We start from the raw sequence: 25,792 nt of genomic DNA on the forward strand, positions 1-25,792 counted from the left end.
GGGGGGGGGGGGGGGGGGGGGGGGGGGGGGGGGGGGGGGGGGGGGGGGGGGGGGGGGGGGGGGGGGGGGGGGGGGGTTGTTTTTTTCCCCCTCCCCCCCCCCCCCCCGCGAGGGGAGGTCGCGGCTACTCGACCGTGAAGCCCTGGTCGGCTCCGTACTTCACGAGGGTCTGCTGCCACTCGGCGAGGCCCTCGGCGATCGTCGTGTCGCCGACGTACGCCTTGCCGACGGAGTCGTTGAACACGCTGTTCGCGTACACCTGGAACGGCAGGTACTCCCAGCCCTCGACGACGTTCGCCGACGACTCCGAGAGAACCTCGTTCACGGTCTGACCGCCGAAGTACTCGAACTCCTTCGCGAGGAACTCCTCCGACTCGAGGTCCGCGACCGTCGCGGGGAACCCGCCGCCGTCGATGCGCAGCTGCACGCCGTCGCCGTTCGCGGCGAACTCGAGGAAGTCGTAGGCGAGCGCCTTGCTCTCGCTGCTCTCGAGCACGCTCATCGCGCTCCCGCCGTTCTCGGCGGTCGCGGTGCCGCCCTCCTCCCACTGCGGCATGGGCGCGACGCGCCAGTCTCCCGCCGCGTCCGGAACACCGGTCTCGAAGTTGCCGGGCATCCACGCGCCGATGGTGAGCGTCGCGATCGTGCCGTTGCCGAGACCCTGGTACCACTCGTCGCTCCACGAGCTGATCGGCGCGACGAGGTCCTCCTCGACGAGCTGCTGCCAGTACTCGGCGAAGCGCGTGGAGCCCTCGTCGGCGAGGTCGATCGAGACGTCGGTGCCGTCGACCTGGAACGGCTGACCGCCCGCCTGCCAGATCATCGAGGTCGCGAAGCCCGCGTCACCCGTGTCGTTCGTGATGTAGAGGTCGGGATCCGCCTCGTGGAGAGCGCGCGCGGCCTCGAGGTACTCGTCCCACGTGGTCGGCACCTCGATGCCGTGCTCGTCGAAGACGGCCTGGTTGTAGAAGAGCGCCATCGGGCCCGAGTCGAGGGGCAGGCCCCAGACGCCCGTTCCGCCGTAGTTCACGGCGTTCCAGGGTCCCGGAGCGAACGCGTCGGCGAGATCGGCGGCGCCGAACTCCGTCAGGTCGGCGAGCGACTCGCCGATCGCGAACTGCGGCAGCGCGTAGTACTCGACCTGGGCGAGGTCGGGGGCACCGGATCCGGCGGTGATCGCGTTCTGCAGAGCGGTGTACTGGTCGTTGCCGGTGCCGACGTTGACGACGTCGATCGTGACGTCGGGGTGCTCCTCCTGGTACGCGTCCGCGATGGTCTCGACGGTCGGATCCCAGGCCCAGACGGTGAGCTCGCCGCCCTCCTCGGCGGCGGTGTCGGGGTCGGCGGCGCCGCCCGAGCACCCGGCGAGGGCGAGGGCTGCGACGCCCGTGAAGGCGGTGCCGATGAGGGCGCGGCGGCCCAGGCGGCGGAAGGTGCGGGTCATGTGGTTGGCACTCCTTTGTGGTGGGTGAGGACGGTCACTCCTTGACGGACCCGGCCGCGAGGCCGGACTGCCAGAAGCGCTGGAGGAAGAGGAAGGCGATGATGAGCGGGACGATCGTGAGGAGCGACCCGGTCAGGACGAGGTCGAAGATCGCTGTGCCGCCGGCGGTCGCGGCCTGCGCGTTCCACTGGTTGAGGCCGATGATGAGCGGGTACCAGTCGGGGTCGCGCAGCATGATGAGCGGCAGGAAGTAGTTGTTCCACGTCGCGACCATCGTGAACAGCAGCACCGTGACCATCCCGGGAGCGAGCAGGCGCAGCGCGACCTGCCAGAAGATCCGGAACTCGCTGGCGCCGTCGATCCGCGCGGCCTCCATGAGCTCGGTCGGGATGGCCTCGCTCGCGAACGTCCACATGAGGTAGAGGCCGAACGGCGAGATGAGCGACGGGACGATGACGGACCACGGCGTGTTCGTGAGACCCATCTCGCTGAACATGAGGAAGGTCGGCACGGCCAGGGCCGTGCCCGGCACGGCGACCGCCCCGATGACGACCGCGAACACGGCCTTCTTGCCCGGGAAGTCGTACTTCGCGAGGGCGTAGCCGCCGAGGACGGCGAGCAGGGTCGCCCCGCCCGCGCCCACGATCACGTACAGGAGGGTGTTCGCGAACCAGCGCAGGAAGATGCCGTCGTCGTAGGTCAGCGCGCGGCCGATGTTGTCGAACAGCGCGAACTCGTCGCCGAACCAGAGGCCGAACGTCGTGAAGAGGTCGTCCTGCGTCTTCGACGCGTTGATGAACAGCCAGACGAGCGGGATGAGCGAGTAGATGAGGATGATCGCGGTGAGCGCGGTCAGGAGCACGCTGCGACGCGGGCGGTCGATCGTGCCGAGCGGGCGGCGCGCGCGAGCGCCGGGGCGGAGGGTGACGAGGCTCGTGGTGGACATGTCAGTCGGCCTTCCGCATCCCGCGCAGCTGCACGACGTAGGCGATGACCATCGTGATCACGCCCATGATGATCGCGACGGTCGCGGAGTAGTTGAGCTGCTGGCCCGAGAACGCGAGGTTGTAGGCGTACAGGTTGGGCGTGAACGAGGTCGTGATCGCGTTCGGCGCGAGCGACTGCATGATGCTCGGCTCGTTGAAGAGCTGGAAGCTGCCGATGATCGAGAAGATCGTCGCCACCACGAGCGATCCGCGGATGGCCGGGAGCTTGATCGCGCGGATGACCCGGAACTGGCTCGCGCCGTCGATCGCCGCCGCCTCGTAGAGCGAGGTCGGGATCACGCGCAGCGCCGAGTAGAAGATGAGCATGTTGTAGCCCGCGAACTCCCACGTGACGATGTTGCCGATCGACGCGAGCACGAGGTCGGGGGAGAGCAGCTCGGGGAGCGCGATGCCGAGCAGGTCCTCGAGGTTGCCCACGAGCCCGAAGCGCTCCCCGTACATGAAGCCCCACATGAACGCGGCGACGACGGCCGGCACCGCGTAGGGCAGGAAGATGCCGATGCGGAAGAAGTCCGGTCCGTACAGGCGGCCGCTGTCGATCGCGAGAGCGGCGATGAGCGAGATGCACAGCATGATGGGCACCTGCACGACGAGGAACAGCGCGACGCGGACGAAGCCCTCCCAGAACGCGGCGTCGGAGAACGCCGCGACGTAGTTGTCGAGGCCGACGAAGACCGTGCCGCCGACGAGCTGCGAGCGGAAGAGGCTGAGGTAGATCGAGTACGCGATCGGGGCGAGGAAGACGAGCGCGAACACGATCATGAACGGAGCGAGGAACCCCCATCCGGTCCATCGGCCGCGTGCATGGCGCGCGGCTCTCGTCTGCGCCCGGCCCGGTGGCTTCACCGAGACGGCAGGCGACGTCGTCATCATCCTGGGGTCCTCCGCTGCGTCGACAGGAGTGTGGGAACAACTATGTTTGCGTAAACATCGTACGCGACATCGATGAGCGCGCAACTCGGCGGGGTCACGATACGGTTTCAGGACGATGGACGAAGACGCTTCCCCCCGCCCCCGGCGCCGACGCCGCACCTCCGAGGGACGCCGCGTGTCGATGGCCGATGTCGCGGCCCATGCCGGCGTCTCGGCGCAGACCGTCTCGCGCGTGGCGAACGGCTTCGGCGGGGTGCTCGACGAGACCCGCGAGCTGGTCATCGCGGCGATGGACGAGCTCGGCTACCGGCCCAACAGCGCGGCGCGCGCCCTCAAGCTCGGGTCCTTCCGGACGATCGGCGTGGTCTCCAGCACGCTGTCGACGATCGGCGACATCCGCACGATCGAGGCGATCGCGCACTCGGCTGCCGTCGAGGGGTACACGACCACGCTCATCCCGCTCCGCGCGCAGGCCGAGGGCGGCGTCAAGCGCGTGTACTCGCGACTCCAGGAGCTCGCCGTCGACGCGCTCATCCTCAACATCGAGAAGCAGCTGCTGGATCGCGCGGAGACGCTCGTCCCGCCGGGGGTCCCGATCGTGCTCATGGACACGAGCGCGGATGACACCCACGTCGTGGTCGACACCGATCAGTTCGACGGCGCGCGCCAGGCGACCGAGCACCTGCTCTCGCTCGGACACCGCACGGTGTGGCATCTGACCGGCCCCGAGGAGTCGCATCCCGCGCAGCGCCGCGCGGACGGATGGCGGCAGACGCTCGAGCGCGCCGGGCGCGACGTGCCGCCGCTGCTCCGCGGCGACTGGTCGGCGCAGTCCGGCTACGAGATCGGACGGACTCTCGCCGCGGATCCGTCGTGCACGGCCGTCTTCTGCGCGAACGATCAGATGGCGCTCGGCCTCTACCGTGCGCTGCGGGAGGCCGGGCGCCGCGTGCCCGACGACGTGAGCGTGGTGGGCTTCGACGACACGGCCGACGCCGTCGCGTACGACCCGCCGCTCACGTCCGTGCATCAGGACTTCGCGGACGCCGGTCGACGGGCCGTCGCGGCCGCTCTCGCTCAGCTGCGGACCGGAGCCGAAAGCCGACCGGGGGTCGACGTCGTGCCGACCGAGCTCGTCGTGCGCGAGAGCACCGCCCCGCCGCCACGGCCGTCCTGACACATTGACGGATATCTATGGAATACCGCAGACTTACCATGGGTTGAGTCATCCAGACACCTCAGGAGGCGCGCGTGCGACAGCTCATCATCATCGGATCAGGCCCGGCCGGATTCACGGCGGCGATCTACGCGGCGCGCGCGAACCTGCAGCCGCTCGTCGTGGCCAGCTCGGTCGAAGTGGGCGGCGAGCTCATGAACACGACCGAGGTCGAGAACTTCCCCGGGTTCCCCGAGGGCATCATGGGCCCCGAGCTCATGCAGAAGATGCAGGAGCAGGCCGAGCGCTTCGGCGCCGAGGTCCGCTATGACGACGTGACCGAGCTCGACCTCGCGGGCGATGTGAAGCGCGTCACCCTCGGCAGCGGCGCCGTGGAGGAGGCCCAGGCCGTCATCTTCGCCACGGGCTCCGCCTACCGCAAGCTCGGCGTGCCCGGCGAGGAGCGCCTGTCCGGTCACGGCGTCTCGTGGTGCGCGACCTGCGACGGCTTCTTCTTCCGCGAGAAGGAGATCGCGGTCGTGGGCGGCGGCGACTCGGCGATGGAGGAGGCGACGTTCCTCACGAAGTTCGCGTCGAAGGTCTACGTGATCCACCGCCGCGACAGCCTCAAGGCCTCCAAGATCATGCAGGACCGCGCCTTCGCGAACGAGAAGATCGAGTTCGTGTGGAACGCCGAGGTCGCCGACGTGCAGGGTGAGTCGGCCGTGGAGGGCGTGACGCTGCGCGACACCGTCACCGGCGAGACCCGCGATCTCGCGCTCGACGGCCTGTTCGTGGCGATCGGCAACGACCCCCGCACGCACCTCGTCCACGACAAGCTCGAGCTGACCGCCGACGGCACGATCGCGGTCGACGGCCGCTCGTCGCGCACGTCCGCGCGCGGCGTGTTCGCCGCCGGCGACGTGATCGACCCGTCGTACCGCCAGGCGGTCACCGCGGCCGCGTCGGGCACGGTCGCCGCGCTCGACGCCGAGCACTTCCTCGCGTCGCTGGGCGATGCGGGTGAGCCGGCCCCGACCGAGGACCAGCTGGTCGAAGCCTGACCCGGGGAACATCGCACCGCCATCCGGTGTTCTCCCCCTTAGCTGCTGAACAAGGAGATCCCATGAGCAACGTCAAGGCCACTTCGTCGGCCACTTTCGAGCAGGATGTGCTCCAGGCCGACGGCCCGGTGCTGGTCGACTTCTGGGCCGCCTGGTGCGGTCCGTGCCGCATGGTCGCGCCCGTCCTGGACGAGATCCAGGCCGAGAATCCCGACAAGATCACCATCCTCAAGCTCAACGTCGACGAGAACCCCGACCTCGCGATGAAGTACCAGATCACGTCGATCCCGGCGATGAAGGTCTTCCAGAACGGCGAGGTCGCCTCGACCATCATCGGCGCCAAGCCCAAGTTCGCGCTCGAGCAGGATCTCGCCCCCTACCTGGGCTGAGACTCCGCGCAGGAGCGACTCCTGCGCCGCGTGCACCTCGAAGCCGTCCTGCGGATCCGTCCGCAGGGCGGCTTCGCCGTGTCAGCCGCGATCGACGACCCGGACGACGGCGTCCCAGCGGCGATGGGTGTTCTCCTGGCCGATGAGCCGCCAGACGGCCTTCGTGAGCTCGGGGTACTCGGCCGCGATGAGCCGCAGCACGCGCTGATTGCGCGCGTGCGTGGGCCGCAGACCGCCATCCGCCTCGATGTGCTCAGCCCGCAGGGTGAAGACGACGAGCTCGTCGACCGTGGGGAGGTCCTCCATGAAGTCCCAGGGATCCTCGCCCTCGCGCAGCCGCTCGTGGATGAGGGCCGCGAGTTCGTCAGCCGCCTCGGCGCGCAGCACCTCGACGCTCGCGCGGCGGCGGGGGAGGGATTCGGCGGGCAGCTCCACCCGTCAAGCGTACGCGCGTGCACGCGCACGAGGGCCGCGCGCACCCCATTCCGCCCGCGCTCTCCCGCGCTTCCCGACTCTGCATGTCTCATTCGACGAGGGATCCGGGTCCGGATGGCCTCGCCGAGTGAGACATGGAGGGGGTGCGGCCGCGGGGCGGCTCAGTGGTTGCGGAGCCGGTCGATGAGCTCGCCCTTGCGGAGCTTAGAGTACCCCTCGATTCCGAGCTCCTTCGCGCGCTTCTTCAGCTCCGGCACCGTGCGCTCCTCGTAGTCCTCCGCCTTGCCGCCGCGCTTGCCGACCGAGCTCCGGCCGTCTCGCGCGGCCGCGTTCGCGATGCGCGCGGCCTTCTCGGCCGACGCACCGTCCTCGCGGAGCTCCTCGTAGAGCTTCTCGTCCTTGATCCTCGGGTTGGGCATCTGCGTGCCTCCTCTCAGAAGGGGCGGCCCCCGGTGACCGGGATGACCGCACCGGTGACATACGTCGCCTCGTCGCTCGCGAGGTACACGTAGGCGCCCGCGAGCTCGGCCGGCTGGCCGGCCCGGCCGAGCGGAGTGTCCGAGCCGAAGGTCTTCACCTTGTCGGCGGGGAAGCCCGTCGCGGGGATCAGCGGCGTCCAGATGGGGCCAGGAGCGACCGCATTGACCCGGATGCCCTTCTCGGCCAGCTCCTGCGCCAGAGCCTGCGCATAGGCCACGAGAGCGGCCTTGCTCATGGCGTAGTCGAGCAGCCCGGGGGAGGGCTCGGACGCCTGGATCGACGTCGTGACGATGATCGAGCCGCCTGCCGGCATGTGCGGCACGGCCTCGCGGGCCAGCACGATGGCGGAGACGAGGTTCGTGTGGAACACGCGCTCGATCTCCGACACCTGCATCGACTCGATGCCGTCGCGCTGCTTCTGGTAGGCGGCGTTGGGAATGAGGATGTCGATGCCGCCGAGGGCCTCGCGCGCCGCGCGCACGAGCTCGACGGTCTCCTGCTCGGAGGTGAGGTCGACGGCGAATGTCGCGCAGACGCGACCCTCCGCCTCGACGAGACGCCGCGTCTCGGCTGCGTCGGCCTCCTCCTCGGGAAGGTGCGCGATCGCGACATCCGCGCCCTCTCGCGCGTACGCGAGCGCGACCGCGCGGCCGATGCCCGAGTCGCCGCCCGTGATGAGCGCCTTGCGCCCGATCAGGCGGCCTCGACCGACCCAGCTCGACTCGCCGTGGTCGGGCTCGGGGGTCATCTCCTCGGTGAGCCCCGGCTGGGTCTCCTGCTCCTGCTCGGGGAAGGGGCCCCCGTCCTTCGCGTCGCGGGGGTCCTGCCCGCTCTGCGCTCCGCTCGTGCCTGCGTTCTCGGTCGTCTCCATGGGGCTTCCGTCCTCCCGGCTCGGTGTCTCGACAGGTCGTGCGGTTTCGACGTTACGAATCCGTGACCCTGCTCGAAACCCCTTGACGGTCGTGCGGCGCATGCCCTACGGACAGCGCTCAGGCCCCGCGGTAACCGATCAGCCAGCGCAACCCGTGCGCATCCACGACGATCCCGTCCCAGTCGCCCCAGGGGCGCCTCTCGAGCGGCGAGACGATGGTTCCCCCCTGAGCCAGCGCGTCGAACCAGCGGTGCAGCGTCGCCGCGTCAGATCGCCCCAGGAGCGACAGCATGACCCCGGTCAACGCGACCGCGTCCTCGTCGGCGCCGGCGTCCGCGCCCTGAAGCGAGACGGGCCCGAGGAGGTCGCCGTGCGCGATGTCGTCGGCAGGGCCGTCGGTGCGCCCGAACTCGCCGTACGTGTGGAGTTCGAGCTCACCGCCGAACACGGCGCGATAGTGCTCCAGGGCCTCCCGGCAGGTGCCGGGGAAGAAGATGTACGGCGTGGGCGCGGTCATGCGACCACGCTAGCCGCCGCCCTCACTCGCCGTAAGCGGTCTCGCCGATCTCCTCGAGCATCCGATTGAGGTCCTGGATCGAAGCGAAATCGATCGCGACCTGGCCTTTTCTTGCCGTCAGCTTGATCCGGACCTTCGTGCTCAAGCGGTCGCCGAGTCGCGTCGCCACTTCATCGAGGTAGGCGCGCCGCGCTCCACTCTGAGGGCGAGGCGTGCGCTGGGGAGCTGCGGTGCCGGCCGCCGCGATCTGCTTGGCCGCGGCCTCGGCAGCCCGGACCGACAGATCCTCGTTGACGATCTTGTCCGCGAGCTGCTGCATCTGCTCCTCGGTCTCGAGGGAGAGGATCGCGCGCGCGTGGCCGGCGCTGAGCACGCCCGCCGCCACGCGCTGCTGCACGGGCACCGGCAGCCGGAGGAGACGGATGGTGTTGCTGATCTGGGGGCGCGAGCGTCCGATCCGAGTCGCGAGCTTCTCCTGTGTGATCCCGAAGTCCTCGAGGAGCTGCTGGTACGCGGACGCCTCTTCGAGCGGATTCAGCTGCGACCGGTGGAGGTTCTCCAGCAGGGCGTCGCGCAGGAGGTCCTCATCCGCCGTGTCGCGGATGATCGCCGGGATCTCAGTCAGTCCGGCCTCTCGCGACGCTCGCGTGCGGCGCTCGCCCATGATGAGCTCGTACGTCCCGTCGCCTTTGTCGCGCACGACGACCGGCTGCAGGACGCCGAACTCCTTCACGCTGTGGACGAGCTCGGCGAGATCGTCGGGGTCGAAGTTCGTGCGCGGCTGACGCGGGTTGGGGACGATCGCCTTCGGGTCGATGTGCACGAGGCGCGCACCCGGGACCTCGACGAGCTCTTCGCCCGACGTGGGGGAGGCCTCCTCTTTCGACGCGCGCTTCCGCGGCGCGGTCTCGCCGGCGCTCGAGCCCTTGGTCTTCGTCGACGACGGGAAGAAGACGTCGACGGGACGCTCGTCGCTCAGCTCCGAGGTCGGAATGAGCGCTCCGATGCCGCGACCCAGACCAGTACGTTTCGCCATCAGGATTCCCCTTCCTTCGCGTCCGCGCTTCCGCGTCGCACGATCTCGAGCGCGGCCTCGCGGTACGCGATCGCACCTGCGGAGTTGCCGTCGTATGTGATGACCGTCTGCCCGAAGCTCGGTGCCTCGGAGACGCGCACGGAGCGCGGAATGACGGTGTCGAGCACCTCGCCCGTGAAGTGCCCTCGCACCTCGTCGGCGACCTGCTGAGACAGTCGCGTGCGCGCGTCGAACATGGTGAGAAGGATGGTCGACAGACGCAGGCGCGGATTGAGGTGCTTCTGGATCATCTTCACGTTCCCGAGGAGCTGGCTCAATCCCTCGAGCGCGTAGTACTCGCACTGAATCGGGAGGAACACCTCGGTCGCTGCCGTGAACGCGTTGATCGTGAGAAGCCCCAGCGAGGGAGGGCAGTCGATCAGGACGAAGTCGAGGCGCTCCTCGCGATCCTCGAGATACTCCGCCAGAGCGGTCTTCAGTCGCTGCTCACGGGCGACCTGCGTGACCAGCTCGATCTCAGCGCCGGCGAGGTGGATGTTGCTCGGTGCGCACACCAGTGTCTCGCCCTCAGGGCTCTGCTGGACCACATCCTTCAGTGGAACGTCGTCGATCAGGACGTCGTAGATGCTCGGGCTCTCGGCGTTGTGGGGGACACCGAGCGCCGTCGACGCGTTCCCCTGCGGATCGAGGTCGATCACGAGGACACGACCGCCCAGCGAGGCGATCGCGGCAGCGATGTTCACTGTCGTCGTGGTCTTGCCGACCCCGCCCTTCTGGTTCGAGATCGTCATGATCCGAGTGGGGCCGGTGAACGACACCTCGACGTCCGCAAGCGCGCGGCGACGGGCTGTGAGGTCGGCCAGCTCCCGCGCGATCGGACTGTCGTCAGGCTCCGTGATGTTGCCGGACTGTTTCACGTGAAACACTCATCCCTTCGCCGCGAGCAGACGCTCTCCACTCTAACGGGCGATACCCCGCCACGCCTGCAGGGGCACCCAGGTAGAAAATGGGTGTTCGCGCCGACGGGATGTTTCACGTGAAACGTCACGTCGATCACGGCGTTCGCCGTACGACCGGTCCGGTTCTCGCGGCGCTGGCCCGCAGTGTTTCACGTGAAACATCGTGTGCGGCAAGGCCGCACTCGAGCCCGGGATAAGCCGTGCGAGCCATCGTGCCTGTGCAACCGAGATGCGCGCGGGGTAGCACCCGTGTCTTGCAGAGCGATGAGTTCACGGTCCGGATTGCAGCCGCGGTCCGATTCGGTCCGCCGCCCAGGTGTTTCACGTGAAACGTCCCGACCGGTCTGGTCTCGAGCCAACGGGCCAACCGCGTCTCCGGAGTCGATAGAGGGCGAGCGGAGGGTCGAACGTGGCTACCGCGGGGGAGACCGATGGGCAGGAGCCATCGAGGAACGCCCCCGCGTCGAATCATGGGGACAACCGCGCTCCACTGCGCCTGACGAGTGAGCTTCCTGCGGAGCGCGATTACGCCCTGGAACGGACGAGCAGCCCCCACGATCAGGCGGGCTTCCGCACCGACGTCTCGTCGCTCTTCCAGATCCCTCACCCTGCCTCGTCCGAAGCGTCACATTCCGCTTCCGCCTTCGACGCGCCACCCACACGGAGCCACATGGCTCTGTTCCACGTGAAACGCCTCGCCATATCCTCACAACGCGTCGTCCCCTCCGGACAAACGCGCCTTAGGACGGCATGGACGCGACAGCTCGCGCGACACCCGCTGGCCGCGACCGCGGTCGCCGCGCTCTGCAGTGTTTCACGTGAAACGCGTCATCTCCTCGTCTTCAGTGCCGAGTGGTGTGCGCGTGCGGGCGAGCGCCGGTACGCCCGGGTCCACTGCGCCGGTCGAGACGCAAATGCGTTCCGATCCTCGTGATCGTCCCATCCGGGCGCGTACTCGCGGTGAACCGGAAGATCCAGATTCATCGATGTCGCGCGCGGCCACTCCCGCCGCCCGTCACTCCGCATCGTCATCGCCCGAGAGCGTGGCCGGCCACGCATCCAGGAGCAATCCCGCGAAGCAGGGATGCGATCCGCGAGGGGCCGCGGCGTTTCACGTGAAACGCCACACGAACCCGGTGCACACACGCAACAGATCCAGCCACTCCCGAAGGGGTTTCACGTGAAACACATCTGCACCCAGGACCACGCCCGGTGCGCAGCGACTCACACCTCGTGCGGTCTCGACGCGATGCCCAGAAGGTGCGGTGACAGGTCCGCGCCATACGGACTCGCCTCCAGGCGCTTCGCAAGCACGTCCCCGGCTGCGACCACCTCCTCGTCCGGCGCCATCAGCTCGAGACCCATCCCGCCGGGACCTTCCAGCCCCACGACCTCCACGTCCACGAAGCCGGCCTCCGAAAGCTCGTGGGAGAGCTCCGCAGCCGTGTGATGATGGCCACCCGGAAAGCGCCCCGCGGCGGGCTCCAGCGATCCCGCCGTGGTTCCGTTCTCGAGCAGCACGCGCACCTCATCCGCGGGCAGATCGCGAAATCCACGAGCCAGCACCGTCTTGGTCAGTGCAGAGAGGCGAGAGATCGCTCCCGCGAACACGACTCCACCCGGGCGCAGGACGCGGAGCGCCTCAGTCAACGCGCGCAGCCGATCGGCCCGATCCTGCAGGTGGTAGAGCGGCCCGAGCATGATCACCGCGTCCGCGCTCGCGTCGACGTCTTCCAGAGAACGTGCATCCCCGACCAGGGCCCTCACCCCGGGGATGCGGGCAGCGACGTCGACCTGCGCAGGCACCGGATCGACCAGGGTCACAGCATGCCCGTCGGCAACCAGCCAGCGCGCGTGCATGCCGGTCGCGCCGCCGACGTCCAGCACGGTCAACGCGGGCTCCAGCCGAGCGCGCACCAGCGACTGAACACGGAGGAACTCAAGCCGACCCGCAGCCGATCGCGAGGACAGGCGCTCGCCCTCGTCGAAATGCTCCCCGTCCTACGCGCGGATGCGTTCGTCGCGCTCGCGTTGATCTATGCTCCGAGGCTACCGAGGGGCGGCGCACGGAACCATCCCCAGTCGTGCGCCGAAGGGAATCCCAGATCAGGTGGCAATTACGCGCGGACGAGAGCGCGCACGACCCGCGTGGGCTCGGAGACCGTGCCCTCGCCGACCATCTCCACACGGACATCCGACAGCTTGTACTTCCGGATGGCCTTCGCCGCGGCATCGATCTCGTTCGGAGCGCTCTGCCCCTTCAGAAGGATCAGCTCTCCGCCGTCGCGCACGAGCGGAGCGGTCCAGGGGATGAGCGTCCTCAGCGCCGACACCGCGCGTGCCGTGACGGCGTCGAGCACACCTTCCCAGCGCCCCGCCTCTTCGGCGCGTGCGCGTTCGACCACGACGTTGTCGAGGCCCAGCGCCGCGACCTGCTCGTTGAGCCAGGTCGTGCGACGCTCCATCGGCTCGATGAGCACCCATTGCACGTCCGGCCGCGCGATCGCCAGCACGAGCCCCGGCAGGCCGGCACCCGACCCCACGTCGCCGACGCGTCCGCCCTCGGGGAAGAGGGGCGCCGTCACGGCGGAGTTGAGGATGTGGCGCGACCACAGGCGCGGAACCTCGAGGGGGCCGATCAGCCCGCGCTCCTCGCCGTGCTCGGCGAGTGCCTGCGTGTACGTGCGCGCCAGATCGATCCGATCTCCGAAGAGCGCGGCCGCCTCGGCGGGCTCGGCCTCGAGGCCGGCGGGGGAGGAGGCCATCAGCCGCGGCGGATGACCGTGTGGCGGTCGGGTCCCTCGCCGTACGACTCCGAGACGAGACCGCGGTCCGCAGCGATGTCGTGCACGAGCTTGCGCTCGTACGACGACATCGACGGAAGGGACGCCTGCGTGGCCCCCTCCTCGAGCTTCGCGACGGCCGCATCGACGAGCGTCTCGAGCTGTCGACGGCGGACGTCGCGCGAGCCGCCGATGTCCAGGATGAGCCGCGAGAAGGCGCCGGTCTCGCTCTGCACCGCGAGCCGGGTGAGCTCCTGCAGAGCCTGCACGGTGTCCGGGTGCGAGATCACGCGCAGCGACGCGTCGTCCGACTCGACCGACACGTACGCGCGCCCCTGGCGCACGTCGAGCGTGAGGTCGCCGTCGATGTCGGCGATATCGAGAAGGCCCTCGAGGAAGTCGGCGGCGACGTCGCCCTCGCGCTCGAGGTCGGCCTCGGTGGGGGCGTCGGCCGCGGTGGCGGGCTGCGTGTTCATGGCGTCCATTCTCGTGTGGCCGGTCCGGGCGGAGGGGGCGTCAGCTCGACGCGCCGTCGGGCCGCTGCTGCTTCTTCGCGCGCTTCGCGCTCATGGGCTGCTGGCGCTTGGGCTGCTTCGCGCGGGCCTCCTCGGCCTTGCGCAGCAGCTCCTGCTGCTCGGCCTCGTACTCGGCCATCGTGACGACCTTGCCCTGGCTGTTGATCGCCTTGCCCTTGCGGGCGAGACGCGCCTCGCGCTCCTTCGCGGCATCCGAGCCGGGCGTCGGGAGCTCGCGGATCACGAGGAACTGCTGGCACATCGTCCAGAGGTTGTTGAAGAACCAGTACGAGACGACGCCCAGCGGGAAGAAGACGCCCGAGAAGATCATCGCGAACGGGATGATGTAGAGCATGATGCGCTGCATCTGGTACGCCTGGCCCGTCTTGGCCTCGGGCGAGAGGTTCTTCGAGACGATCTGCAACTGCGTGAAGAACTGCGTCGCGATCATCAGCGCGACCATGATCACGAGGATGATCGTGGTGCCGACCCAGCCGTCGGGGCGGTGCTGGATGGCGTCGACGAGCGTCTCGCTCAGCGGGGCGATGTCGAACAGCTTCGCGTTGTTGAACTGCTGCGTGAGCTCCGGCGACAGCAGGCCGACGCCGCCCTTGTTCGCTGCCGCGTGCGCCTTGATGTCGTACAGCGTGTAGTACAGCGAGAAGAAGACCGGCATCTGCACGAGCAGAGGCAGGCAGCTCGACACCGGCGTCGTGCCGTGCTTCTTGTACAGGGCCATGGTCTCGCGGCTCATCGCCTCGCGAGAGAGCTGATCGCGCTTACCCCGGTACTTCTCCTGGATCTTCTTCATCTCAGGAGCGATTTCCATCATCTTGCGCTGGCTCTTGATCTGCTTCACGAAGAGCGGGATCAGAGCCGTGCGCACGATGACGACGACGCCGGCGATCGAGAGGACCCAGGTGAGTCCGCCGTCCACCGGCATGCCGAAGAAGGTGAGGACGGCGTGCCAGCCGACGAGGATCATTTCGATGACCCAGCGGATGGGCCAGAGGATGATTCCGAGGAAGTCCACGGAGGTCAGTCCTTTCGTAGCGGCACGACGAAGCCGTGACGGGTGAGGTCGTAGCGGAAGCGCGGGTGCGGCGTCACGTCATCTTCGCCGCCCGCAGCCCACGGGTGGCACCGGGCGATGCGCATCGCCGCCAGTCCCGATCCTTTCACGAGACCGTGCTGCTGCACGGCCGTCACCGCGTATGCGGAGCAGGAGGGGTAGTACTTGCAGACGTCGCCGTAGAGGTGCGAGATCGTCGCGCGATATCCGTGCAGGAGCACGAGGCCGGCGTTGCGCGGCAGCAGCGGGAGCGCCCGAACGGCGTCGGATACGCGAAACCGCGCCGACCCTGTGGCCGACGCGGGCAGCACGCTCATGCCGCCGCCTTGCGCGCGAGGCAGCGCGTCACCTCGGAGCGGAGCTCCTGGAAGGTGGCGTCGGCCGCCGAGGGCAGGGCGCGGATGACGACATCGGCCCCCGGTCGCACGTCCGGAAGCGCCTCCGCGCACACCGCCTTGAGGCGGCGGCGCACGGTGTTCCGGGTGACGGCGTTGCCGACGGCCTTGCTGACGATGAATCCGAACCGCGGCGCGCGCTCCTCGAAGGAGTGCACGACGTGCGTCACGGTCGACGCACCGGCGCATCGAGAGCCTCGACGCACGACCTTGCGATAGTCGGCGCCGAGGACCAGGCGATGCGGCCTCGCGAGCACGGACTCGTCGTCGGGATTACGCCGAGAGCTCGACGCGACCCTTGCCGCGACGTGCGGCGAGGATGGCGCGGCCGGCGCGGGTGCGCATACGAGCGCGGAAGCCGTGCTTCTTGGCACGACGGCGGTTGTTGGGCTGGAAAGTGCGCTTGCTCATGGAATCACTCCGGAGGGATGGTCACCGGAATCATGTGACCGGAGACGAGAGTTGGTGGAGCCCGGAAGGGCATAAGTCAACCGATTTAGAGTACGCCGACCGAGGGCGATCCTGCAAATGAGGCGGACAACCTGACAGTATCTCCACAGTGTCGGATCCGCGCCCGCAGGAACACGCGAGCGCGCGCCAAGACGGAGTTTGCCGTTCGCCATCCATCCACTAGCGTGTCACGAAGTTATCCACAGGCTAGGGGAGGCCATGAGCGCGCACGAGATCCCGGACGTCCCCGTCTGGCGCACGGTGCTGGCGGAGCTGGCCAGCGACGATCGGATCACTCCTCTTCTCGAGGGATACCTGAGTCTCGCCGTCCCTCAGGGCGTCATGGGGGGCACCCTCTACATCGACGTGCCGAACGACCTGACGGCCGCCCAGATCAACAAGCGCATGCGCGAGCCGATCATGGAGGCGCTCGAGCGCATCGGCGCCGACGCCAAGTCGTTCCGCGTGTCGGTGAACCCCGAGCTCACCGAGGCGTCTTTCGACGCGCCCGCGCCGCCGGTCCCCGTGGAGGCTCCGCAGCGCCCTGTCGCGTCGACGTCCGCTTCGGCGCCGCCGCAGAGCAGGTCGCGGGAGGACACGCGCCTCAACCCGAAGTACACCTTCGACAACTTCGTCATCGGCCAGTCGAACAGGTTCGCGCACGCCGCGGCCGTCGCCGTCGCCGAGGCGCCGGCGAAGGCGTACAACCCGCTCTTCATCTACGGCGACTCTGGCCTCGGCAAGACGCACCTCCTCCATGCGATCGGCGACTACGCGCTCAACCTCTATCCGGGCGTCCGCGTACGATACGTCTCGAGCGAGGAGTTCACGAACGACTTCATCAACTCGATCGCGAACAACCGCGGCGCCGCCTTCAACGCGCGGTACCGCGAGGTCGACATCCTGCTGATCGACGACATCCAGTTCCTGCAGGGCAAGGCCGAGACGCAGGAGACCTTCTTCCACACGTTCAACACGCTGCATGACCACGACAAGCAGGTGGTCATCACGAGCGACGTCGCGCCCAAGCTCCTCACGGGCTTCGAGGACCGCATGCGCAGCCGCTTCGAATGGGGCCTCATCACGGATGTCCAGGCACCCGATCTCGAGACGCGCGTCGCGATCCTGCGGAAGAAGGGGCAGGCCGAGCGCCTCGACATCCCCGACGACGTGATCGAGTACATCGCCTCGAACGTCTCCACGAACATCCGCGAGCTCGAGGGCGCCCTCATCCGCGTCTCGGCGTTCGCGAGCCTCAACAGGTCGCCCGTCTCCCTCGAGCTCGCCCAGACCGTGCTGCGCGACATCGTCGACCAGTCCGAGGACACCGTCGTGTCGCCGAACGACATCATCAGCGTGACCGCCGGCTACTTCAAGCTCACCGCCGACGATCTGCACGGCTCGAGCCGCGCGCAGTCCGTCGCGCAGGCCCGTCAGATCGCCATGTACCTCTGCCGCGAGCGCACGAGCCTCTCGCTCCCCAAGATCGGGCAGCTCTTCGGAGGGCGCGACCACACGACGGTGATGTACGCGTACCGGAAGATCAACGAGCTCATGAAGGAGAAGCGCTCGGTCTACAACCAGGTGCAGGAGATCACCACGCAGCTCGGGCGGCGCTGACCCGCCCTTCCCGCACGAGGGCTCGGAACCACGCGTTCCGGGCCCTCGTCGGCGTCTGCCGGGCAATACGGCCTCGATCGGGACATGCGCTTTCCGTCACCTGTACGCCGCGTGACGTATGCCTGAACGCGCTCTTGACGCAGGGCGCGTCGACCCCCTATAACAAGTTCTCCCCATGTGAAAACTCCTGTGGATAACTGGGGAGACACGCCTCAGACGGTGTGGAGGACACGCCACGGATGTGTGGAACCGCCTGTGACAGCGGCTCGGCGGCCATCCGAGCCGTCCACGACGCGTCCGCAGCTCCTCCACAAGTCACACACATGTCGTTCCCTACTCCCGCCTTGCATCCACAGAGTTATCCACACTGTCCACAGCGGTTAACACGGTTAAGAGATCTCTTGTCTGAAAGGGCCTCCGATGACCTTCTCGACGGACGGTCGAACGCGGGGCACTAGCATGGGAGACCCGTGGGCCAAGAGCGCCCGTTGTTGTGATTCCGAGGGGAGCGACACGTGAAGTTCCACGTGAACCGCGACGTCTTCAGCGAGGCCGTCTCATTCGTCGTCAAGCTGCTGCCGCAGCGCAACCCTCAGCCGATCCTGGCGGGCGTGCTCATCGAGGCGAACGGCGACGGCAGCCTCGCCCTCTCGGCGTTCGACTACGAGGCGTCGGCGCGCACGACGATCGAGGCCACGGTGGACGAGCCGGGCACGATCCTCGTGCACGGCCGACTGCTCTCCGACATCGCGAGCCGCCTGCCGAACCAGCCGATCCAGATCTCGACCGAGGACGACGGCAACATCGCGCTGACGTGCGGCTCCGCGAGCTTCGCCCTCGCGTCGATGCCGGTTGAGGAATACCCCGCGATCCCGGAGGTCACGGGCGAGTCGGGCCTCGTTCCCGGCGACGACTTCGCGACCGCGATCTCGCAGGTCGCGTTCGCCGCGTCGCGCGATGACGTGACCCCCGTCCTCACCGGCGTACAGCTCGAGGTCTCGGGCACGGGCCTGAGCCTCGTCGCGACGGACCGGTACCGCGTCGCGCTCCGCGACATCCCGTGGGACGGCAGCCAGCAGGAGGCGACGGCGCTCGTGCCGGCGCGCACGCTGCAGGAGGTCGGCAAGACCTTCTCCCACGGCGGCAACATCTCGATCGCGTTCTCCGGCTCGGGCGACCGCGAGATCATCGCCTTCACGGCCGGCAACAAGACGGTGACGTCGCTGCTCATCAAGGGCAACTTCCCGCCGGTCCGCCGTCTGTTCCCCGCGCAGACCGAGCACTACGCGGTGGTGAGCACCGCCGACCTCGCGGAGGCCGTGCGCCGCGTGTCGCTCGTGCTCGACCGCTCCGCGCCGCTGCGCTTCACGTTCTCGACCTCTCAGGTCACGATGGACGCCTCGGGCGGCGACCAGGCCCGCGCATCCGAGTCGGTCGACGCGCACCTCACGGGCGGCGACGAGGTCACCCTCGGGCTCAACCCGCAGTACCTGCTCGAGGCGCTCGGCGCCGTGAAGAGCGAGTTCGTGCGGGTGACGTTCACGTCGAGCGACAACGCGAACAAGCTGAGCCCGATCCTCATCACGAGCCAGACGTCGGTCGACCAGGCGGGTCAGGACTCGTTCAAGTACCTGCTCCAGCCGAACCTGCTGCTGAGGTAGGACCCGGGCGCGGGCCGCGCGCCGCTGATCGGTCGTTGAGCGAGCGGAGCGAGACGAAACGTCGCGACACGACGTCCTGGATCGCCTCCGCGCATCCCGGAAGGAGGTCGAGGACATGATCGTCGAGCACCTCAGCCTCGTCGACTTCCGCAACTACGCAGAGGCCGAGCTCGCCCTGCAGCCGGGGCCGAACGTCCTCGTCGGGCGGAACGGCCAGGGCAAGACCAATCTCGCCGAGGCGATCGCGTATCTCGCGACGCTCGGCTCGCACCGGGTGTCGTCGGATGCCCCGCTCGTGCGCGAGGGGAAGGACGCCGCGTTCGTCCGCGCGCGTCTCGCGCACGGCGCCCGTCGGGTGACCCTCGAGCTCCAGATCAACAAGCAGGGGTCGAACCGCGCGCGCGTGAGCGGCTCTCCCGTGCGCACCTCCGAGCTGCCGCGCTACGCGCAGGCCGTGCTCTTCGCCCCCGAGGACCTGCAGATCGTGCGCGGCGACCCCTCGCAGCGTCGTCGTTTCGCCGATCAGCTGCTCATCCAGCGCACACCGCGCATGGCCGGCGTCATCGCCGACTACGAGCGGACCCTGCGGCAGCGCACCGCGCTGCTGAAGTCCGCGCGGGCGCGCGGTCTCAAGGGGGCGCAGCTGTCGACGCTCGACGTGTGGGATGACAAGCTCGTGGCGCTGGGCTCGCAGCTCATCGACGCGCGCGTGCGCCTCGCGCAGGATCTCGCCGAGCCCGTCGCCGCTGCCTACGCGGGGGTGGCGGGCGAGGACCATCGCCCCGAGCTCAGCTGGGTGCTCTCCGTCCGCGGCGCGGATCCCGAGGAGGGGGATGAGCTGCTCGCCGGCGCGGACGAGGGCTCGACCGAGGAGCTCTTCCGGTCCGCGCTCGCGGCGCGCCGCGCGCAGGAGCTCGACCGCGGGCTGACCCTCGTCGGTCCGCATCGGGACGACCTGCTCCTCACGGTTCGCGGCCTCCCCGTGAAGGGCTACGCGTCGCACGGCGAGTCGTGGTCGGTCGCGCTCGCCCTGCGCCTCGCGTCGGCCGAGCTGCTGCGCGCCGAGTCTCAGGGCGGCGACCCCATCCTCATCCTCGACGACGTGTTCGCCGAGCTCGATGCCGACCGCCGCCGGCGCCTGGCCGACGTGGTCGCCGACTTCGAGCAGGTGCTCGTCACCGCGGCCGTCGCCGCGGACGTGCCCGAGCCGCTGCGTGCGAACGCGGTGCGCATCGAGGCCGGAGCCGTCCTCGGGCCGCTCGCGGACCATCCGCTCTCTCCGGAGCCCTCGGATGGCTGAGCCCGAGGTCCCCGAGACGATCGCGACGTACCTGCGGCTGCGCGGGCTCGAGCCCAGCAAGAGGTATCGCAAGAAGCGGCGGATCGTCGACGACGACGATGAGAACGCGCCGTTCGCGCCGGGGCGCGACCCGAAGCCGCTGGGAGAGGCGCTCGACGTGCTCACCCGATCGAGCGGATGGGAGCCGCACCTCCAGCGCGAGGACCTCGCCCTGAACTGGGAGGAGATCGCCGGGCCCGACAACGCCGCGCACTCCCGGATCGAGACCTTCTCGAACGGCGTCGTCGTCGTGCGGTGCGACTCGACGCCGCGCAGCAAGCAGATGCATCTCATGCGCGCGCACTTCCTCACGCGGGTCGTGCAGCTGTACCCCGAGGCGGGCGTCACCGACATCCGCTTCTTCGGGCCCGACGTGCCCTCCTGGAATCACGGCATCAGGCGCGTTCCAGGGCGCGGCCCGCGCGATACCTACGGCTAGCACGGGTCGGATCGTAGGCTGCCTGTTTTTCTCGCGTGAGACGGGCGGTGACGGCCGCGGCCGAGCGCTCGGGACGATAGACTCGGAAGGCTGCCGATCACAGATGTGGAGCACTTCTTCCTATGACGAGCGAAACCCCTCAGAACGAGTCCGAGCCGATCGACGATGGTCGGGCAGACGAGAGGGGCGACGCCGCATCGGGCCCCCGCAAGGTGCAGAACGAGTACGGCGCCGATGCGATCCAGGTCCTCGAGGGCCTCGAGGCCGTGCGCAAGCGCCCGGGCATGTACATCGGATCGACCGGTCCGCGCGGTCTGCACCATCTCGTCTACGAGATCGTCGACAACTCGGTCGATGAGGCGCTCGCGGGCTACTGCGACACGATCGTCGTGACGCTGCTCGCGGATGGCGGTGTCCGGGTCGTCGACAACGGCCGCGGCATCCCCGTCGCGATGCACAAGACCGAGGGCAAGTCGACGCTCGAGGTGGTCCTCACCGTGCTGCACGCCGGCGGCAAGTTCGGCGGCGGCGGCTACGCGGTCTCCGGCGGTCTGCACGGCGTCGGTTCGTCGGTCGTCAACGCGCTCTCGACCCGCCTCGACGCGGTGGTCAAGCGCGACGGCTACGTCTGGCGCCAGTCGTTCTCGGGCGGCGGCGTGCCGATCGCGCCGATCGAGCAGGGCGAGGCCACCGAGGAGACGGGCACGAGCATCACGTTCTGGCCCGACGCGGAGATCTTCGTCGAGGGCGTCGAGTTCGACTACGAGACCCTCCGCACCCGCTTCCAGCAGACGGCGTTCCTCAACAAGGGCCTGCGCATCGAGCTGTCGGACGAGCGCGAGTCGTCGGCGGAGGAGGTCGAGGCCGAGGACGGCTCGACCGAGATCGTCAAGCGCCACAACGTCTTCCACTACGAGCGCGGCCTCGTCGACTACGTCGAGTACCTGAACAAGGTGCGCAAGGCCGAGCGCGTGAACGAGGAGATCGTCGTGCTCGAGTCGGAGCAGGGCGATGGCCGGATGGCCGTCGAGATCGCCATGCAGTGGACGACGAGCTACACCGAGAACGTCTTCACGTACGCGAACATGATCAACACGCACGAGGGCGGCACCCACGAGGAGGGCTTCCGCGCGGCGCTCACCTCTCTCGTCAACCGGTACGCGCGTGCGAACAACATCATCAAGGAGAAGGACGACAACCTCACGGGCGACGACGTCCGCGAGGGGCTGACCGCCGTCATCTCCGTGAAGCTCTCCGAGCCGCAGTTCGAGGGCCAGACGAAGACGAAGCTCGGCAACACCGAGGCCAAGGCCTTCGTGCAGAAGGTCGTGAACGACCAGCTCGCCGACTGGTTCGAGCGGAATCCTGCGCAGGCGAAGAACATCATCCGCAAGGCGATCGACGCGGCGACGGCGCGGATGGCCGCGCGCAAGGCGCGCGAGACGGCGCGGCGCAAGAGCGTGTTCGAGTCGGCCGCGATGCCCGACAAGCTCAAGGACTGCACGTCGAAGGACCCGTCGATCAGCGAGATCTTCCTCGTCGAGGGAGACTCCGCAGGCGGCTCGGCCGTGGGCGGCCGCGACCCGCACACGCAGGCGATCCTCGCGCTGCGCGGCAAGATCCTCAACGTCGAGCGCGCGCGCATCGACAAGGCGCTGGGCAACAAGGAAGTCCAGGCGATGATCCAGGCGTTCGGCACGGGCATCGGGCCCGAGTTCGACATCGAGAAGGCGCGCTACCACAAGATCGTGCTGATGACGGATGCCGACGTCGACGGCCAGCACATCACGACGCTCCTGCTGACGCTGCTGTTCCGCTACATGCGCGGGCTCGTCGAGGCCGGCTTCGTGTACCTCGCGATGCCGCCGCTCTACCGCCTCAAGTGGTCGAACGCGCCGCACGAGTACGTCTACAGCGACCGCGAGCGCGACGCGCTCCTCAAGGAGGGCGCGGCCGCCGGCAAGCGCCTCCCGAAGGACGCGGGCATCCAGCGCTACAAGGGTCTCGGCGAGATGAACGACTCGGAGCTGTGGGACACGACGATGAACCCCGAGACGCGCACGCTGCGTCAGGTGACCATCGACGACGCCGCCGCGGCCGACGAGATCTTCTCGGTGCTCATGGGCGAGGACGTCGAGTCCCGCCGGAGCTTCATCCAGCGCAACGCGAAGGACGTGAGGTTCCTGGACATCTGACGACTCCGGCGAGCGAGACGCCACCCGGTCGTCGAGCGAGCGAAGCGAGTCGAGACGTCGCACGCCGACCTCACGAACTGATCCGAAACTGAGAGACCATGACTGACGAGAGCAACGACGAGCAGCGCCCCGACCTCACGGCGGCCCACAACCACGGCCGCATCGACCAGGTCGACCTGCAGTCGGAGATGCAGCGCAGCTACCTCGACTACGCGATGAGCGTGATCGTGGGGCGTGCCCTTCCGGATGTGCGCGACGGCCTCAAGCCCGTGCACCGCCGCGTCGTGTACGCGATGTACGACGGCGGCTACCGGCCCGACAAGAAGTTCTCGAAGTGCGCCCGCGTGGTCGGCGAGGTGATGGGTCAGTACCACCCGCACGGCGACACCGCGATCTACGACGCCCTCGTGCGCCTCGTGCAGCCCTGGTCGCTGCGGTACCCGCTGGCGCAGGGACAGGGCAACTTCGGGTCGCCCGGAAACCAGGGCGCGGCCGCGCCCCGGTACACCGAGACGAAGATGGCCCCGCTCGCGCTCGAGATGGTGCGCGACATCGAGCAGGAGACCGTCGACTTCCAGGACAACTACGACGGCGAGACTCAGGAGCCGTCGGTCCTCCCGGCGCGCTTCCCGAACCTCCTCGTCAACGGCTCGGTCGGCATCGCGGTCGGCATGGCGACGAACATCCCGCCGCACAACCTGCGCGAGGTCGCCGACGGCGCCCTGTGGGCGCTCGACCACCCCGACCTGCCGCGCGAGGAGCTGCTCGGCGGCCTCATGCAGCGGATCCCCGGCCCGGACTTCCCGACCGGTGCGCAGATCCTCGGCACGAAGGGCATCCACGAGGCGTACCGCACGGGGCGCGGGTCGATCACGATGCGCGCGGTCGTCGAGATCGAGGAGATCCAGGGCCGCACGTGCCTCGTGATCACCGAGCTCCCGTATCAGGTGAACCCCGACAACCTCGCCGTGAAGATCGGCGAGCTCGCCCGCGAGGGCAAGGTCACCGGGATCGCCGACATCCGCGACGAGACGTCGGGCCGCACGGGCCAGCGTCTCGTGATCGTGCTCAAGCGCGACGCGGTCGCGAAGGTCGTGCTGAACAACCTCTACAAGCACACCGAGCTGCAGACGAACTTCGGCGCGAACATGCTCGCGATCGTCGACGGCGTGCCGCGCACGCTCCCGCTCGACGGCTTCGTGCACTACTGGATCGCCCACCAGCTCGACGTCATCGTCCGCCGCACGGAGTTCCGCCTCCGCAAGGCCGAGGAGCGCATGCACATCCTGCGCGCGTACCTCAAGGCGCTCGACGCCCTCGACGAGGTGATCGCGCTCATCCGCCGCTCCCCGACGGTCGACGAGGCGCGCGAGGGCCTCAAGGCGCTCCTCGAGATCGACGACATCCAGGCCGACGCCATCCTGCAGATGCAGCTGCGCCGCCTGGCCGCCCTCGAGCGCCAGAAGATCATCGACGAGGCCACCGAGCTCGAGGCGCAGATCGAGGACTACAAGGCGATCATCGCCGACGAGGGCCGTCAGCGCGTGATCATCCGCGAGGAGCTCACCGAGATCGTCGACCGCTTCGGCGACGAGCGCCGCACCCACATCCTCCACGGCTTCGACGGCGACGTCTCGATCGAGGACCTCATCGCCGAGGAGGAGATGGTCGTCACGATCACGCGCGAGGGCTACATCAAGCGCACGCGCAGCGACAACTACCGCTCCCAGCGCCGCGGCGGCAAGGGCGTGAAGGGCGCGCAGCTGCGCGCCGACGACGTCGTGGAGCACTTCTTCGTCACGACGACCCACCACTGGCTCCTCTTCTTCACGACGAAGGGCCGCGTCTACCGGACCAAGACCTACGAGGTTCCCGAAGCCGGCCGCGACGCGAAGGGCCTGCACGTGGCGAACCTCCTCGCGCTGCAGCCCGACGAGCAGATCGCCCAGGTGATCGAGCTGAAGTCGTACGACGACGCCGAGTACCTCGTGCTCGCGACGCGCTCGGGCCTCGTGAAGAAGACGCGGCTCACGGAGTACGACTCGAACCGCCAGGGCGGCATCATCGCGATCAACCTGCGCGACGGCGACGAGCTCGTCAGCGCGCTCACGGTGAACGCGGACGACGACATCCTCCTCATCAGCCACCACGGCATGTCGCTGCGGTTCTCGGCGACCGACGACGCGCTGCGTCCGATGGGCCGCTCGACGAGCGGCGTGAAGGGCATGTCGTTCCGCGAGGGCGACGACCTGCTGTCGGCATCGGTGGCGGCACCCGGCGCTTACGTGTTCGTCGTGACCGACGGCGGCTACGCCAAGCGCACCGCGATCGAGGAGTACCGGGTCCAGGGCCGCGGCGGTCTCGGCATCAAGGTCGCCAAGCTCAACGACGACCGCGGCGTGCTGGCCGGCGGCCTCATCGTCCAGGAGGATGACGAGGTTCTCGTGGTTCTCGAAAAGGGCAAGGTGGTACGCTCTGCCGTGGCCGAGGTACCTGCGAAGGGCCGCGACACGATGGGTGTCGTCTTCGCGCGGCCCGACAAGAACGACCGCATCCTCGCGATCGCCCGAAACACCGAACGCGGGCTGAGCGACGAGAGCGGGGAAGACGCCGACGAGGCGGCCCCGGGATCCGAGACCCCCGAAGGAACCACTGACGCATGAGCACAGTAGCGGACAAGCTCGCCAAGAAGCAGGCGCACAAGACCAGCGCGAAGCAGGTGCGTCTGCGCCTGGTGTACGTCGACTTCTGGTCGGCCGTGAAGCTGTCCTTCCTCGCCGCGGTGGCGCTCGCCGTCGTGACGATCGTGACGTTCTTCCTCATCTACATGGTCGTGCAGACGACGGGCCTCATCGCCCAGGCCGATGAGCTCATGGCGGCGTTCTCCGACGGCGAGCTGACGCTGTCCGCGTTCGTCGGGCTGCCGCAGGTGATGGCGTTCGCCGCGGTGGTGGCAATCCTCAACCTCATCGTCGTGACCGTGCTGGGCGCGGTCGTGGCGGGGATCTACAACCTCGCCGTGAAGATCACGGGCGGTCTGCTCGTGGGCTTCACCTCGAACTGACCCGCCTCACGCGGAAAGGGCCGGGCAT

General features: G+C 68.6%; 26 protein-coding genes and 1 pseudogene. 11 read left to right on the plus strand and 16 right to left on the minus strand.

What is annotated here, in order from left to right:
* Positions 1–124: 124 nt before the first annotated feature.
* From ACWXWW_RS09480 to ACWXWW_RS09490, 3 genes are read right to left on the minus strand one after another with little or no spacing between them, the layout of a single operon-like run.
* Complete coding sequence (locus ACWXWW_RS09480; RefSeq protein WP_455969743.1) at positions 125–1,444, minus strand: ABC transporter substrate-binding protein; 1,320 nt, start codon at positions 1,442–1,444, stop codon at positions 125–127.
* A gap of 34 nt (positions 1,445–1,478) precedes the next feature.
* Entirely contained in the window at positions 1,479–2,390 is a 912-nt protein-coding gene (locus ACWXWW_RS09485) for a carbohydrate ABC transporter permease (protein WP_271172542.1), read from the minus strand.
* Between the two features lies 1 nt (position 2,391).
* On the minus strand, positions 2,392–3,321 hold the full coding sequence (locus tag ACWXWW_RS09490) for a carbohydrate ABC transporter permease (RefSeq protein WP_455969794.1): 930 nt from the start codon (positions 3,319–3,321) through the stop codon (positions 2,392–2,394).
* A gap of 118 nt (positions 3,322–3,439) precedes the next feature.
* Here ACWXWW_RS09490 and ACWXWW_RS09495 point away from each other — a divergent pair, with 118 nt between their 5' ends.
* The 3 genes from ACWXWW_RS09495 (at position 3,440) to trxA (ending at position 5,933) form a co-directional block, all read left to right on the plus strand.
* A complete protein-coding gene (locus ACWXWW_RS09495; RefSeq protein ID WP_455969744.1) occupies positions 3,440–4,501 on the plus strand; it encodes a LacI family DNA-binding transcriptional regulator in 1,062 nt (353 codons plus the stop codon).
* Positions 4,502–4,575: 74 nt separating this feature from the next.
* Positions 4,576–5,544, plus strand: coding sequence for a thioredoxin-disulfide reductase (gene trxB / locus ACWXWW_RS09500; protein ID WP_271172541.1), 969 nt, complete (start codon positions 4,576–4,578; stop codon positions 5,542–5,544).
* A 62-nt stretch (positions 5,545–5,606) separates the two neighbouring features.
* Entirely contained in the window at positions 5,607–5,933 is a 327-nt protein-coding gene (trxA, locus tag ACWXWW_RS09505; RefSeq protein ID WP_271172540.1) for a thioredoxin, read from the plus strand.
* An 81-nt stretch (positions 5,934–6,014) separates the two neighbouring features.
* Here trxA and ACWXWW_RS09510 read toward each other — a convergent pair whose 3' ends face one another.
* From ACWXWW_RS09510 to rpmH, 13 genes are all read right to left on the minus strand, one after another.
* Entirely contained in the window at positions 6,015–6,368 is a 354-nt protein-coding gene (locus ACWXWW_RS09510) for a tryptophan synthase subunit alpha (protein ID WP_324013296.1), read from the minus strand.
* A 161-nt stretch (positions 6,369–6,529) separates the two neighbouring features.
* Positions 6,530–6,787, minus strand: coding sequence for a DUF7218 family protein (locus ACWXWW_RS09515; RefSeq protein WP_271172539.1), 258 nt, complete (start codon positions 6,785–6,787; stop codon positions 6,530–6,532).
* A gap of 14 nt (positions 6,788–6,801) precedes the next feature.
* Complete coding sequence (locus ACWXWW_RS09520; RefSeq protein WP_271172538.1) at positions 6,802–7,719, minus strand: SDR family oxidoreductase; 918 nt, start codon at positions 7,717–7,719, stop codon at positions 6,802–6,804.
* A 118-nt stretch (positions 7,720–7,837) separates the two neighbouring features.
* On the minus strand, positions 7,838–8,236 hold the full coding sequence (locus ACWXWW_RS09525) for a VOC family protein (protein WP_282978368.1): 399 nt from the start codon (positions 8,234–8,236) through the stop codon (positions 7,838–7,840).
* Positions 8,237–8,258: 22 nt separating this feature from the next.
* Positions 8,259–9,272 carry a ParB/RepB/Spo0J family partition protein gene (locus tag ACWXWW_RS09530; protein WP_455969745.1) on the minus strand — a complete coding sequence of 338 codons (1,014 nt, stop codon included), beginning with the start codon at positions 9,270–9,272 and terminating at the stop codon, positions 8,259–8,261.
* Positions 9,272–10,198 carry a ParA family protein gene (locus ACWXWW_RS09535; RefSeq protein ID WP_271172535.1) on the minus strand — a complete coding sequence of 309 codons (927 nt, stop codon included), beginning with the start codon at positions 10,196–10,198 and terminating at the stop codon, positions 9,272–9,274. The genes ACWXWW_RS09530 and ACWXWW_RS09535 overlap by 1 nt, the downstream gene beginning before the upstream one ends.
* 1,257 nt (positions 10,199–11,455) lie before the next feature.
* Positions 11,456–12,148 carry a class I SAM-dependent methyltransferase gene (locus ACWXWW_RS09540; protein ID WP_455969746.1) on the minus strand — a complete coding sequence of 231 codons (693 nt, stop codon included), beginning with the start codon at positions 12,146–12,148 and terminating at the stop codon, positions 11,456–11,458.
* Between the two features lie 200 nt (positions 12,149–12,348).
* Positions 12,349–12,996, minus strand: coding sequence for a 16S rRNA (guanine(527)-N(7))-methyltransferase RsmG (gene rsmG / locus ACWXWW_RS09545; protein ID WP_455969747.1), 648 nt, complete (start codon positions 12,994–12,996; stop codon positions 12,349–12,351).
* Positions 12,996–13,490, minus strand: a complete 495-nt coding sequence (locus tag ACWXWW_RS09550; protein WP_324013303.1) for a Jag family protein — start codon at positions 13,488–13,490, stop codon at positions 12,996–12,998. Before ACWXWW_RS09550 ends, rsmG begins: the two co-directional genes overlap by 1 nt.
* Positions 13,491–13,530: 40 nt before the next feature.
* Positions 13,531–14,562, minus strand: coding sequence for a membrane protein insertase YidC (gene yidC, locus ACWXWW_RS09555; protein WP_455969748.1), 1,032 nt, complete (start codon positions 14,560–14,562; stop codon positions 13,531–13,533).
* Positions 14,563–14,567: 5 nt separating this feature from the next.
* Complete coding sequence (yidD, locus tag ACWXWW_RS09560) at positions 14,568–14,918, minus strand: membrane protein insertion efficiency factor YidD (RefSeq protein ID WP_271172530.1); 351 nt, start codon at positions 14,916–14,918, stop codon at positions 14,568–14,570.
* On the minus strand, positions 14,915–15,253 hold the full coding sequence (gene rnpA, locus ACWXWW_RS09565) for a ribonuclease P protein component (RefSeq protein WP_271172529.1): 339 nt from the start codon (positions 15,251–15,253) through the stop codon (positions 14,915–14,917). The genes yidD and rnpA overlap by 4 nt, the downstream gene beginning before the upstream one ends.
* 16 nt (positions 15,254–15,269) lie before the next feature.
* Positions 15,270–15,407: a 50S ribosomal protein L34 gene (gene rpmH / locus ACWXWW_RS09570; protein ID WP_156242570.1), complete on the minus strand. Its 138-nt coding sequence runs from the start codon at positions 15,405–15,407 to the stop codon at positions 15,270–15,272.
* A 258-nt stretch (positions 15,408–15,665) separates the two neighbouring features.
* Here rpmH and ACWXWW_RS09575 point away from each other — a divergent pair.
* From ACWXWW_RS09575 to ACWXWW_RS09610, 8 genes and pseudogenes are all read left to right on the plus strand, one after another.
* A pseudogene (locus ACWXWW_RS09575) lies at positions 15,666–15,834 on the plus strand (chromosomal replication initiator protein DnaA); the annotation flags it as partial.
* Positions 15,807–17,066 (plus strand): chromosomal replication initiator protein DnaA, encoded by a 1,260-nt coding sequence (gene dnaA / locus ACWXWW_RS09580; RefSeq protein ID WP_374727778.1) that lies wholly within the window; start codon positions 15,807–15,809, stop codon positions 17,064–17,066. The pseudogene ACWXWW_RS09575 and the gene dnaA, both read left to right, overlap by 28 nt.
* Positions 17,067–17,581: 515 nt before the next feature.
* The gene (dnaN, locus tag ACWXWW_RS09585) at positions 17,582–18,727 is read left to right on the plus strand and encodes a DNA polymerase III subunit beta (RefSeq protein WP_271172527.1); all 1,146 of its coding nucleotides are present in this window, start codon (positions 17,582–17,584) and stop codon (positions 18,725–18,727) included.
* A 115-nt stretch (positions 18,728–18,842) separates the two neighbouring features.
* Positions 18,843–20,027 (plus strand): DNA replication/repair protein RecF, encoded by a 1,185-nt coding sequence (gene recF, locus ACWXWW_RS09590; protein WP_455969749.1) that lies wholly within the window; start codon positions 18,843–18,845, stop codon positions 20,025–20,027.
* A complete protein-coding gene (locus ACWXWW_RS09595; protein ID WP_271172525.1) occupies positions 20,020–20,505 on the plus strand; it encodes a DUF721 domain-containing protein in 486 nt (161 codons plus the stop codon). Before recF ends, ACWXWW_RS09595 begins: the two co-directional genes overlap by 8 nt.
* 122 nt (positions 20,506–20,627) lie before the next feature.
* Complete coding sequence (gyrB, locus tag ACWXWW_RS09600; protein ID WP_282978355.1) at positions 20,628–22,700, plus strand: DNA topoisomerase (ATP-hydrolyzing) subunit B; 2,073 nt, start codon at positions 20,628–20,630, stop codon at positions 22,698–22,700.
* Between the two features lie 98 nt (positions 22,701–22,798).
* A complete protein-coding gene (gyrA, locus tag ACWXWW_RS09605; RefSeq protein ID WP_455969750.1) occupies positions 22,799–25,363 on the plus strand; it encodes a DNA gyrase subunit A in 2,565 nt (854 codons plus the stop codon).
* Positions 25,360–25,764, plus strand: coding sequence for a DUF3566 domain-containing protein (locus ACWXWW_RS09610; protein ID WP_271172522.1), 405 nt, complete (start codon positions 25,360–25,362; stop codon positions 25,762–25,764). Before gyrA ends, ACWXWW_RS09610 begins: the two co-directional genes overlap by 4 nt.
* Positions 25,765–25,792 lie beyond the last annotated feature (28 nt).

The sequence above is a fragment of the Microbacterium sp. KNMS genome, from assembly GCF_053851835.1.